Origin of the sequence: Sphingopyxis panaciterrae, from assembly GCF_011762125.1 — a bacterium.
GTDB classification, from domain to species: domain Bacteria; phylum Pseudomonadota; class Alphaproteobacteria; order Sphingomonadales; family Sphingomonadaceae; genus Sphingopyxis; species Sphingopyxis panaciterrae.
Genome location: NZ_JAASQN010000004.1, coordinates 308,827 through 321,202 on the forward strand (window position 1 = coordinate 308,827; position 12,376 = coordinate 321,202).

Below are 12,376 nucleotides of genomic sequence, written 5' to 3' on the forward strand. Positions count from 1 at the left end.
AGGGGAGGGGCTTGATTATTCCATCAACCCCGGCAACTGATCCCCCGGCACCGGTCCCGACTTCAGAAACCCCTGCCAGGTCGCCACCCCGATCTCCGACAGCCGGGCCAGCTGCGCCTCATGCTCGATCCCCTCGGCGACCACCAGCAGCCCCAGCGCGCGCGCCAGGTCGACGATCGCGCGTACGACGATGCGGTCGCGGTCGCTGCCGTCGATCGTGCGGGTGAAACCGCTGTCGATCTTCAGATAATCGATCGGCAGCCGCGCGAGCAGCGACAGGCTGGAGTAGCCGGTGCCGAAATCGTCGATCGCGATCGCGCAGCCAAGCGCGCGGATCTGCGCCAGCTGCGCCGCGGCGCTCGCCGGATCGCTCAGCATCGCCTGTTCGGTCAGTTCGAGCGTCAGGCAATCGGGATCCACCCCCGCCTTTTTCACCATCGCGGCGAACCGGTCGGCGAATTCGGGATCGCCCAGGTCGGCGGCGGTGATGTTGAGCGATACGCGCAGCCGCTTCAGCGGCTTTGGCCATGCTGCGATCTCGGCCAGCGCGACCCGGTGCGCATGTTCGGTCAGCTCGCATTCGAGCCGCGCCGCGCGCGCCGCGGTAACCAGTGCCCCCGCACCGAGCAGGCCCAGTTCGGGATGCTGCCAGCGCAGCAACGCTTCGACCCCGGTCATCGCGCCGGTGCCAACATCATATTGCGGCTGGTAGAAAATCACCACTTCGCCGCGCGACAGGGCGCCGTGCACCATCGCGCCGTCGCGCGCCGATGCCGGCCGCGCCAGCTGGTCGCTCGCGCTGCGCAGCTGCTCGGCGACCGGTTCCTCGCGCGTGATCAGCGCCGCGGCGATGCGGATCGCCAGCCGGCCGTTGGGATCGCCGACGATCGGTTCGGCCAGCGCGACGTGCAGCGCGCGTTCCTGCGCGCGCAAGGCGTCGAGCGACAGCACGCCCGCGGGCACGATCAGGAAGCGCGGGCCGTCGAGCCGTTCGACGCACGACCCCTGTCCGAATTCGTCACCGGCGAAATTTTCAAGCCGCCGGCCGATCTCGTCGAGCACCGCGTCGCCCGCCGCGGTGCCCGCGCTGTTGTTGATGCGCGCGAGCTGGTCGACCTGGACCAGGATCACGCCGGCGTCGGCTTCGTGCTGCATATGCAGCGTTTCGAGCTTCCGGACGCAGCCGGAAAAAGGGTCGGAAATGCGATTCATTGCTGGCCCCATAGCAGGCATTGCTTGCCAATCCCCTGCCTTTTGCATCACAATTGGCAGGATGGACGCGCGCTCGCCTTCGACTCCGAACGGACTGACCGACGCTCACGGGCGGCAGATCAGCTATTTGCGCCTGTCGGTGACCGATCGCTGCGACCTGCGCTGCCGCTATTGCATGGCCGAGGACATGAGCTTCCTCCCCAAATCGGCGGTGCTCAGCATCGAGGAAATGGCCGAACTCGCCGAACGTTTTGTCGCGCGCGGCATCCGCCGTATCCGGCTGACCGGCGGCGAACCGCTGGTGCGGCGCGGCATCGACACGCTCGCGATGCGGCTCGGCGCGATGATCGGCCACGGCCTCGACGAACTGACGCTGACGACCAACGGCATGCGGCTCGCCGAACAGGCGCCGATGCTGGCGGCGGCGGGCGTGCGCCGGATCAACGTCAGCCTCGACACGCTCGACCCGGCCGCCTTCCGCCACATCACCCGCGTCGGCGATGTCGCGGTCGCGCTGGACGGCATCGCCGCCGCGCGCGCCGCCGGGATCGACGTCAAGATCAACATGGTGGCGCTCGCCGGGCTCAACGAGGACCAGCTCCTCCCGATGCTCGATTATTGCGCCGCGGCCGGCTGCGACCTCACGCTCATCGAAACCATGCCGCTCGGCGAGATCGCCGAGGATCGCAGCGACCATTATATCCCGCTCCACGCCTTCATCGCGCCGTTGCGCGCCGACCGCTTCATCTATCCGGTCGACAAGCGCACCGGCGGGCCGGCGCGCTATTTCGCGGTCGAAGGCAGCCCGGTGACGCTCGGGCTCATCACCCCGCTCAGCGACAATTTCTGCACGACGTGCAACCGCATCCGCCTGACCGTCGAAGGGCGTATCTATATGTGCCTCGGTCAGGACGATCATATCGACCTGCGCACCGCGCTGCGCGACGGCGGCATCGGAACGGTTGATGGCTTGATCGACCGCGCATTGGCTGGCAAACCCCGCGCGCATGACTTCCACATCGAACGGGAGTCCAAACCGGCGGTCGCGCGTCATATGAGTGCAACGGGCGGCTGACACGTCGCCCCGATGTTTTGAAGGCACGGGGGACCTCATCAATATGCAACGCAAGATCGCGCTCGTCGCATCGAACGCGCCCGCCGCCGAAGAGGCCGAGGCCGAACTGCGCCCGCTCTACGACTTCGTCGATTTGCACGAGGCCGATCTGTTGATCGCGCTCGGCGGCGACGGCTTTCTGCTCCACATGCTGCACCAGCTGCTCGACCAGCGCCGCAGCCTGCCCGTCTTCGGCATGAACCGCGGCACCATCGGCTTCCTGATGAACGAATTTCGCGTCGAAGGGCTGCTCGACCGGATCGCGGCGGCGCGGCCGTTCCTGATCCATCCGCTGGCGGGCGACATCACGACGATCAGCGGCGAGCGCCATATCCTGCCCGCGATCAACGAGATTTCGCTGCTCCGCGAAACGCGCCAGGCGGCAAAGCTCGAAGTCGTCATCAACGAAAAGACGATGCTCGAAGAACTGGCGTGCGACGGCGTGCTTGTGTCGACCCCCGCCGGATCGACCGCGTACAACCTCAGCGCCAACGGGCCGATCCTGCCGCTCGAATCGGAAATGCTCGCGCTGACCCCGATCAGCCCCTTCCGCCCGCGCCGCTGGCGCGGCGCGCTCGTCCCCGAATCGACCAGCATCCGCTTCAACGTCCGCGAGGCCGCAAAACGCCCGGTCAGCGCCGTCGCCGACCAGCGCGAAATCCGCGACGTAAAGACGGTCTTGGTCACAACCGACCGCAGCCGCCCCCTAACCTTGCTGTTCGATCCCGACCAGGGCCTCGACGAACGCATCGCGATGGAACAATTTATCGTTTGAGGTCTTGCAAAATACTGCGAGCGACGGCAAAGGGGCCGCCTTGTCCGCTTCGGCGGCGTGTTCCTCGGTAGCTCAGCGGTAGAGCAGTCGACTGTTAATCGACCGGTCGTAGGTTCGAATCCTACCCGGGGAGCCATTTTGAACTTTCCGGGTTTTCGGGGCTTTTCTGCCGCCGGAGCTCGCAGATTCAAACGACATTTCTTCAAGTATTCCAAATCGTTCGTTGAAAGCGACGGTGAGAGCGCCGTTGGCCCATATGCTATTCGAAACCAACAAGTTCAAAACGGTTTTTTGCGCTTGGCGGGTGCAAAGTGAACAAAGCGCGCGCCGTCGCGATAGGCTTCGGCGGTATCGGCGGCTTGGGGTCGCGAACGAAGCTTTCGGTGCGCACAGAGGTCAGGCGCCCGCCGACGGTCAGCGACAGCGTCGGGCGGAGCGGCCGGGTGACCCGGCCATGGAGCGCGGTGTCGATATTGCTGTCGACCGACGCACCTCGATCTGCGGCACGTCGGTGAAGCCGATCGCCTGCGAAACAAGGCTATGGCCGTAGATCGCACTTTGTGTGCCCTTGCGGGCGACGCGGGTTTCGCCTGAAAGAGCGATTTGCCGGCAAATGGCATTCAGAAGGCCGGCATATCCGTGTTTTCACGTATGGAATACGGACTGTCCGCCGGTATAGGTCTCCACGATCTCGATGTCCTTGATCTTGCTTGGTTGGACCGCATGCGGATCGTCGCCGAGCATAACAAAATCGGCCAGCTTGCCCGGCGTGATCGATCCCTTGATATGCTCTTCCCTGGTCGAAACGGCGCCGTTCAGCGTATAGATTCCGATCGCTTCTTCGACGGTGATGCGCTGGTTCTCGCCCCAGCTATGGCCATCGAAACCCGTGCGCGTGACCATCCCCTGAATTCCCATCAACGGCGAAAAGGGGCCGGGCGGAAAATCCGACCCTGCCACCACGGGAATACCGGCGTCGAGGAAGCTGCGAAACGCGAGGCAGTTCTTCATCATCTCCTCGCCGTAAAAGGCGAATTTATCGGAATTATAATAGAGATAGCTGGTGAATGGCGCGGGAATGGCATCCACGGCCTTGATGCGCCTGATCAGGTCTGAATTGACGTAAGTGCAGTGGGTGATTTTCGGTCGCAGTCGCGCCTTCGGCATCTTCGCGATAGCATGCTCGTACGCCTTCAGCGCCATGTCGATCGCAACGTCGCCATTGGCGTGAATATTCGGCCGGATCCCGGCCCGGTACATTCGCTCCGCCCATGCGTTCAATTGCTCTTGTGGCTGGACGATGTTTCCCGAATAGGGCGGCGTTCGTCCCGGATAAGGGCGGCTGAGCGCCATTGTTCGTTCCGAAAAGGAACCATCATGGCTATGCTCTATCGTCGCGCCCAGCCGGATCCATTCATCGCCGAGGCCGCTCGCGATACCGGCGTTGATGACATGGTCGAGCATCGCGTCGTCGCATTCATAGCTTATGCGGTGGAGCAGCTTGCCATCGGCACGGATCGCCTGCAGCGCGGCGAAGTCGTCCCCCGAGTGCGACACGCTCGTCAGGCCGTAGCGCGCAAACTGGCTGGACATGAATGCGGCCGCCTCTCGCTTCCGCGCCGGGTCGGCCGCCTTGCCGAGAGAGGGCATGATATCGGGCCGGTAAAAGGCGTCCATGGCGCTGTCGGTAACCCGGCCGCTCAGCTCGCCTTCGGCATCCCGGTCGAACGTTCCGCCCGTCGGGTTCGGCGTATCGCGGTTCACACCTGCGAGGGCAAAGGCCTTGCTATTCACAAGGGCTGTGTGCCCGCCCCGGTGGAGGACCAGGACGGGATGCGACGTCGATACGCGATCGAGGTCCGCCCGTGTGAGCGCGCGCCTGTCCTTGACCTTGGTGTCGTCGTAGAAAAAGCCGAACACCCACTCGCCGGGCGAAGTCTTCGACGCCTTGCCCTTCAATTTGTCGACGATCGAGGCGATCGTGACGAACTCGACCTCATATGGATTGCCCACGAGCGTTTCGTACAGCAGGATATCGGCTTCGGCATGAAGGTGGCAGTCGTTGAAACCCGGCACGATGGTCGCGCCTCCCGCGTCGACAATGCGGGTTCGCTTGCCCGCGAGTGCGCGCATTTCGGAATCGCTGCCGACGGCGACGAAACGGTCGCCCTGGACGGCAACCGCGCGCGCGCGGGGCTGCAGCGGATCGACCGTGTACATATTGGCATTGACGACCAGAAGGTCTGGTTCACCGATCCCCCGGGCTAATGCACGCCCTGCCGTCAAGGTCATGCCGACTGCGCCCAGCGCGCTGGCGGCAAGCAGCTTTCTCCGTCCGATCTCCACGGGGCGTCTCCGTTCAAGGCCTTCCGATCACGCGGCAATCGGAAGGACATGGTTTCATGAATTTACACTTTGCCGGCGGTTTATAAGGAGAGGAAAAAGTTCGACGCCTGGTTGCCCGGCGCCACCGAATAATAAACTCTCGCGACGCGTTCGCCGAAGGTGGCTTTGAAGACATAGTTTATATCATCCCCGGCTTCGCCGCGCTCGATCAGCTCCAATTTGGTCAATGCACCGAGTTCCTTCAGATCCTTGACGAAATACGGGCTTTGCGTGGTGATGAAAGTCGCCGGAGCGAGGGGTACATCCTGCGGCCGCAGGCCGCCCACGCGCGCGGTTTCGATCAGCGCCGTCACCCGGCGCGCGACATCGGGCTCGGGCTTGGGGCTGGGCACGGCCACAAGCGCGGGATCCCAGAGCTTCGCAATGCCGTCGACGAAAGTCTCGGTATTGGCCTCCGCCGAATTCGCCAGAAAGAGGATCACCAGATCGTCGCCGAGGTAGCGCGAATAATAGGAACGAAAGCCCTGCCACGAACCGCCATGATGAAGGCGGGGCTTGCCTCCCGCCACATCGACGTCCCAACCGAACCCGTAGGGGTAGGTCTTGCCGCTGTTGAGGCGAACCGGCGTATAAACCTGCTTCCAGCTCGCTGCGCTCAATACCTTGCCCTGCTCGACGCCCCGCGCCCATGCGATCATGTCGTCGAGCGAGACATAGAGCGACCCGTCGGCGGTGGTGTTCATCTTCACCGAGACGAAATCCTGGTTCTTGAGCACGCCGTCGACGAGTTCATATCCTGCGGCACGATGGGGCACGATGTCCTTGTCGCTGATCACGCGCGCCGTCTTCATGCCAAGCGGCTGGAAAATATCGGTTTTCAGGATGTCCCCGTAGAAGCGGCCGGTGGCCCGTTCCACCACGATACCGAGCAGGACATAGCCACTGTTGCTGTAGCTGTATCGCGCCCCCGGCTGAAAGCTGAGCGGCAGGGCGGCGAAGCCCCTGATCAGTTCGTCATCGCTATAGTTGCGCTGGAAGTCGAAATCGTCGCCGACATTGGGAATGCCCGACGTATGGGTGAGGAGATGGCGAATGGTGATCGGGCGCCAGCTCGCCGGCGCATCCGGCACATATTTGGATAGCGGGTCGTCGAGGCTCATTTTCCCCTGTTCGACCTGCCGCATGACCACCGCGGCCGTGAACATCTTCCCGACCGAACCCGACTGGAAAATCGTTTCGGGCGTGACGGGAACATCATGCTCGACATTGGCGAGGCCATAGCCTTTGGCGACGATAATTTCGCCCTTGTGCAGGACCGCGACCGACACCCCCGGCACCTTCTCCGCACCCATTTCCTGCTCGACGAACGCGTCGAGCTGCGTATTGAAAGTGGCGGCGTCAGGTGCGGCGAGCGCCGGCCCGGCAACGCAGAGCATCGCCGCTGCACATAATGTCTTCGTCAATCCGAACATTGTCTCTCCCCTTATATTCTCGTCTGCCGTCGATGTCGTTACTCAGCCTCATGAACGTGCGCGGGTCTCCAAGCGCCGCCCCATATGTCTTCGGGACACCAGACCATGCCGTCGTCATATTCAGCGACCGGCGCGCGATCGCCGTCCAGCAACACCGGACCATCGAGATCGACGATGTCGCAAAGCTGGCCAACGATGAACGCGGGCGCCATGGCAAGCGACGTGCCCAGCATGTTGCCGACCATCACCTGCATGCCGCGGGCGCGCGCAGCCTCGACCATCGCGAGGGCCTCGGTCAGGCCGCCGCATTTGTCGAGCTTGATGTTGACGACCGAAAAGGCGCTCGACAAAGTAGCGATCGATGCCAGTCCTTGCGCGCTTTCGTCGGCGGCGAGCGGGATCGGAGAGTTGAAACCGTCGAGATCCGCATCGCAGTCCATAGGCAAAGGCTGCTCCACCAGCGCGACACCCGCCTCCACCAGCGCGGGCATGATCTGTTCGAGCGTCGCGCGTGAAAAGCCCTGGTTGCCGTCGACGCCAAGCCATATGTCGGGCCGGGCGGCGCGTGCCGCACGGACGCGTGCGACATCCTGTCCGTCCCCGATGAGCTTGAGCTTGAGCGCCCGGGCGCCGGCAAACTCTCGCGCTCGCGCCACAACGACTTCGGGAGGTTCGGCGCCGATGGTCCAGGTCGTCAGGCACGGTTTCGGAGCGGGGACACCCGCGCGCTGCCAGACCGGCTGACCCGACCGGGCGGCCTCCATGTCCCAGAGCGCGCAGTCGAGCGCGTTGCGCGCGCCGCCGGGTGGCAGAAGCGACTGAAGCCGCTCCCGGTCCATGCCCGCGCGGAATGCATCGCGCATCGATGCGATGGCGGAGGCGATGCCCGCCGGCGTCTCGCCGAGATAATCGACTCCGGCCGCTTCGCCCCGTCCCTCATGATCGCCATCGCGCAAGGTCACGACCACCAGTTCGATCGCATCATAGGTCCATCCCGTGATGCGGAACGGGTAAATCAGGGGCCAGGTTTCGATACGAACGGCGATGTCCATGATGGCGTTTCCGGCCCCGGTCAGTCGAAATTTGCCGAGATGTGCGCGATGAGCGCGGCGGGGCCCGTCGCCACCGGATCGAAGCAAGGCAATCCGAAGCGATCGGACACGGCAGCAAGATGATCCGCCCGTGCGTCGGCTGGCAGCGCCGAACAATTGATGCTGATCCCCGCGCAACGCACCGCCGCATTGATGCGGCGCGCCATGCCCAGATTGACGTCGATGCATTCGGCGAGATCCGGAAGCGGAAAATCGGGATAACCATCGACATGCGTCCGGCCTGCCGCGTGGCAGAGAATGAGCGCGTCGGGCTGCGAGCCGTGCAGGAGACCCAGCGCCACCGCCGCATAGGCAGGATGGAACAACGAGCCCTGGCCTTCGATCACGTCCCAATGATCAGGGTCATTGTCCGGCGACAGCGCTTCCGCGGCCCCGGAGACGAAATCGGAGACGACGGCATCGATCGGGACCCCTTCGCCTGCGATCAAAATCCCCGTCTGCCCCGTGGCGCGAAACGTCGCCTTCATGCCCCCGGCCGCCATGTCGCGTGCGATCGCAAGAGCGCTGTATTTCTTGCCGACAGCGCAGTCGGTGCCGACCATGAGCATCCGCTTGCCGGGCCGCTTGCGGCCCGAACCGACCGGAAAGCTGCGTCCCGGCACCCGAACGTCGAAAAGTGATGCGCCCGATGCCTGCGCGGCCGCAGCGATCTCGGGCACGCTCGCGAGCCGAACATGCATTCCGCTCGCGACGTTGAGCCCGGCATCGAGCGCGGCGACGATCGGCGCGATCCATTGCGGTGCAATCGCGCCGCCGAACGGCGTGACGCCGATCACCAGCGTCTGGGCGCCGGCGGAGCGCGCTTCAGCGAAATCCATGTCCGGCAGGCCCATATCGATCCCGCAAGACGGCAGCCGCCATTGCCCCACGCAGCGCTCGCGCGACCAATCGACCAGCCCGCAAGCTGTCTTCGCATCGAGCCGATCGGCGACATCGCCCAGAAACAACAGATATTTTCCCGGGATGATCATTCGCTGCGGTCTTTCCTGCCAAAGAGGGCGCCACATTGGCTGTGTCGCCGGAACAGCTTGTTAGTAATAAATTTTACTATAAGATGTCAATCGTCAAAAACTTTACAAATCACATAAACCTGGAGAGCGTGTTTGAAAACCTTCCTGACCCCGGCTTGGCCGCTTTCGTCACGGCCGCAGGCCGACACCGTCGCGTCGAGGCGGCCATGAATCCGCTCGCGCGCAAAACTGTCGCGATGTTGCGAGCAAGCACCAGCGATGATGGCGCAACACTCTCACCCAACATCGGCCTTTTCGCTCTGATCTGCTTTGGTGTCGGCGGCACGGTCGGGGCGGGTATCTTCATCCTCACGGGGACCGTTGCGGCGCAACATTCAGGTCCGGCGGTGGCGCTGTCGTTTCTCATCGCCAGCCTGGTCTGCCTGCTCGCCGGGCTCTGCTATGCCGAACTGGCTGCGATGATGCCGGTTGCGGGGAGCGCCTATTCCTATACCCACGCCTCGATGGGCGAAGCGGCCGCTTGGGCGGTCGCCTGGTGCCTGGTCCTCGAATATCTGTTCGCGGGCGCGCTCGTGGCGATCGGCTGGTCGGCCTATCTTCAATCGGCGCTGCACGACGTCGGGGTCAGGATTCCGGCGCTATTGGCGCAAGCCCCGTTTACAATCTCCGGCAATCGTCACCTGGTCGCGACGGGATCCATCATCGATTTGCCCGCGACGCTGGTGACCCTGGCTTGCACTGCGATGTTGCTGCGCGGCACCGACTTTTCCGCGCGGATCAACACTCTCATCGTGGTCATCAAAATCGCCGCGATGCTGCTGGTGGTGGTTACGGGGTTCGCTTTCGTCGATCCGGCCAACTGGTCGCCCTTCATTCCGGCCAACGAGGGCGTGTTCGGCCGCTTTGGCTGGTCCGGCGTCATGCAGGGCGCCGGTGTGCTATTCTTTGCCTATGTGGGATTCGATGCCGTCTCGACGCTGGCACAGGATGTTCGCGATCCGCAGCGCACGGTTCCGCGGGCCCTGCTCGCCTCGGTTGGTCTCACCACCTTGCTCTATGCGCTCGTGGGGCTCGTCATCACCGGGCTGGTGAGCTATCGCCTGCTCAACGTCGCCGACCCGATCTATGTGGCGCTCAACAGCGCCGGACCGGGGCTGGCGTGGACCAAGATCATCGTCGGCTTTGTCGCGATCGCCGGGCTGGTCTCGGTGCTGCTCGTCACGCTGCTCGGCCAGGTGCGGATTTTCTATGCAATGGGCCGCGACCGCCTGTTGCCGCCCGCGTTCACGCGGATGCGCGCCGGCACGAACATTCCCTTTACCGGAACATTGGTGACCGGACTCGTCGCGTCGGTGGCTGCCGGCATACTCCCGCTCAGCCTGCTCGGCGAACTGATTTCGATGGGCACGCTCTTCGCCTTCGTGATGGTTTCGGCGAGTGTCCTTGTCCTGCGCCGCCGCGAGCCCGAGGCGGCACGGCCGTTCCGGGTGCCGCTCTACCCCTGGACGCCGCTGCTCAGCATCGCCGCCTGCCTTTATCTGATGTGGACGCTTCCTCAGGACACCTGGCTTCGCCTTGTCATATGGCTGGCGATCGGCGGCGCGGTCTATTGGCTCTACGGGCTCAGGCGAAAGCGATACGCATAGCCCGGCTTGCTATCGGCGGCTTGGCTGCGGCCGGTATATTAATGTACAGGGAGAACCCATTGACAGAAATATTTCCAAAAATCAGCGCCGGCAAGGCCGTTCCCCTGACCATGCCGCAATGTCACATCCGGTATCGGCCTGCCCATGACTGATCCCGTTGAACTGCTGCGACGCGCGGGTCGCGACGCACTAGCGACCGGGACTCCGGGAGACGTCCGGCGGATCGCCGCCGCGCTGCAGAATTTGCCCGGCGGGGCAGCGGAGGCCTATTTCCTCACCGGCATCATCGAGGCCGGAGCGGGACGGGCAGGTCAGGCAATTCAACTGATCGGCAAGGCAGCGGCGCTCTCGCCAAGCGCCGACTACCAGGCGCATCTTGCCCGCTTTCTCATCCTGGCGCGGCGCGACGGCGAGGCACGAGAGGCGGCCAGTCGCGCGGAGGCGCTCGAGCCCGATGACGCGCACATATTCGACACGATCGGCTGCGTCCACGCGCGGCTGGGAGCCCATGCCGATGCGGTCCGCCTGTTCGAGCAGGCGGTCGAGCGCGAGCCCGCAAACCGGAACTTCAGATATAATCTCGCCGTGGCACTCAGCTTCGTCGGACAAGCCGAGCAAGCGGAAGAACATCTTGATGCGATCGTTGCCGCCGCGCCCACCGACGGGCGTGCGCATTTTGCGTTGTCGGGGCTAAGGCGCCAGACGCCGGAGAAGAACCATATTGCGCGGCTCGATCAGGCGCTGGCCGCCGCGCGGCGAGACGATGACCAAATCCGTATCCGCTACGCCCTCGCCAAAGAATATGAGGAATGCGGAGAGTCCGAAGGCGCGTTTCATCATCTTCAGCGGGCCAGCGCACAGCGGCGACAAGAGACCGGTTATGCGTTCGCGCAAGATGCACGCATCTTCGACGCGGTGGAAAGCCTGTTCCGCAGCGGCGATCCCCTGGTCGGCAGCGGCGATGCGACGGTGGCGCCGATTTTCGTGGTGGGCATGCCCCGGACGGGCACGACGCTCGTCGAGCGCATCCTCTCCTCGCACGCAGACGTGCAATCGGCGGGAGAGCTGACCGCGATGCCGCTGGCGGTCAAGCAGCTGGCAGACCAGCCGACCGGCGCGATCATCGATCCCGACACGTTCGCCGCCACGCGCGGCCGGTCCGCGTCAGACCTCGGCCGGCATTATCTAACCCGTTGCGGCCCGCATTTGCGCGCCGATGGCGGCCGGTTCGTCGACAAGCTGCCCGCCAATTTCCTGTACATCGGCTTGATTCAGCGCGCCCTGCCAGATGCCAGAATCATCTGCCTGCGCCGCGATCCGATGGACACGATCTGGAGCAACTACAAGCATCTGTTCGCGCGCAATTCGGCGTTCCATCATTACTCCTATGACCTCATCGATACCGCTCGCTATTATCTTCGCTTCGATAGGCTGATGTCCTTCTGGCGCGAAGTTTTTCCCGGCCGCGTGCTCGAGCTTGGTTACGAAGCGCTGGTCTCGGACCAGACAGGCGAGACCCGCCGCCTTCTCGATCATTGCGGACTTCGCTGGGACGAACGCTGCCTCCGGTTTCAGGAAAATCAAGGGGCGGTGGCGACGCCGAGCGCGGCGCAGGTCAGGCAGCCAATATATGCCGATGCGGTCGGACAGTGGCGCGCATATGCCGAAGCATTGGGCCCGGCACGGAAGCTCATCGAAGATGCCGGCATCGAGGTCGACTAGGATCGA

Annotated in this window: 9 protein-coding genes and 1 tRNA gene; 5 read left to right on the forward strand and 5 right to left on the reverse strand. The window is 63.9% G+C overall.

Features of this window, described 5'->3' with window-relative positions:
• Positions 1-15 precede the first annotated feature (15 nt).
• Positions 16-1,212, reverse strand: coding sequence for a GGDEF domain-containing phosphodiesterase (locus FHR22_RS15640; protein ID WP_166944496.1), 1,197 nt, complete (start codon positions 1,210-1,212; stop codon positions 16-18).
• A gap of 61 nt (positions 1,213-1,273) precedes the next feature.
• Here FHR22_RS15640 and moaA point away from each other — a divergent pair, with 61 nt between their 5' ends.
• The 3 genes from moaA (at position 1,274) to FHR22_RS15655 (ending at position 3,237) form a co-directional block, all read left to right on the forward strand.
• Positions 1,274-2,287 carry a GTP 3',8-cyclase MoaA gene (moaA, locus tag FHR22_RS15645; protein WP_166944498.1) on the forward strand — a complete coding sequence of 338 codons (1,014 nt, stop codon included), beginning with the start codon at positions 1,274-1,276 and terminating at the stop codon, positions 2,285-2,287.
• Positions 2,288-2,330: 43 nt separating this feature from the next.
• Positions 2,331-3,101, forward strand: a complete 771-nt coding sequence (locus FHR22_RS15650; RefSeq protein ID WP_208417733.1) for an NAD kinase — start codon at positions 2,331-2,333, stop codon at positions 3,099-3,101.
• A 61-nt stretch (positions 3,102-3,162) separates the two neighbouring features.
• Positions 3,163-3,237, forward strand: a tRNA-Asn gene (locus FHR22_RS15655).
• 509 nt (positions 3,238-3,746) lie between these two features.
• Here the strand turns inward: FHR22_RS15655 and FHR22_RS15660 are convergent.
• From FHR22_RS15660 to dgcN, 4 genes are all read right to left on the reverse strand, one after another.
• Positions 3,747-5,447 (reverse strand): amidohydrolase family protein, encoded by a 1,701-nt coding sequence (locus tag FHR22_RS15660; RefSeq protein ID WP_166944500.1) that lies wholly within the window; start codon positions 5,445-5,447, stop codon positions 3,747-3,749.
• A gap of 80 nt (positions 5,448-5,527) precedes the next feature.
• On the reverse strand, positions 5,528-6,919 hold the full coding sequence (locus FHR22_RS15665; RefSeq protein ID WP_166944502.1) for a serine hydrolase domain-containing protein: 1,392 nt from the start codon (positions 6,917-6,919) through the stop codon (positions 5,528-5,530).
• A gap of 38 nt (positions 6,920-6,957) precedes the next feature.
• On the reverse strand, positions 6,958-7,971 hold the full coding sequence (locus tag FHR22_RS15670; RefSeq protein WP_166944504.1) for a dipeptide epimerase: 1,014 nt from the start codon (positions 7,969-7,971) through the stop codon (positions 6,958-6,960).
• A 20-nt stretch (positions 7,972-7,991) separates the two neighbouring features.
• On the reverse strand, positions 7,992-9,002 hold the full coding sequence (gene dgcN / locus FHR22_RS15675; RefSeq protein WP_166944506.1) for an N-acetyltransferase DgcN: 1,011 nt from the start codon (positions 9,000-9,002) through the stop codon (positions 7,992-7,994).
• A gap of 41 nt (positions 9,003-9,043) precedes the next feature.
• Here dgcN and FHR22_RS15680 point away from each other — a divergent pair, with 41 nt between their 5' ends.
• Positions 9,044-10,648 (forward strand): APC family permease, encoded by a 1,605-nt coding sequence (locus FHR22_RS15680; RefSeq protein ID WP_341786646.1) that lies wholly within the window; start codon positions 9,044-9,046, stop codon positions 10,646-10,648.
• A 144-nt stretch (positions 10,649-10,792) separates the two neighbouring features.
• Entirely contained in the window at positions 10,793-12,370 is a 1,578-nt protein-coding gene (locus FHR22_RS15685; protein ID WP_166944511.1) for a tetratricopeptide repeat-containing sulfotransferase family protein, read from the forward strand.
• The last annotated feature ends 6 nt before the right edge of the window (positions 12,371-12,376 follow it).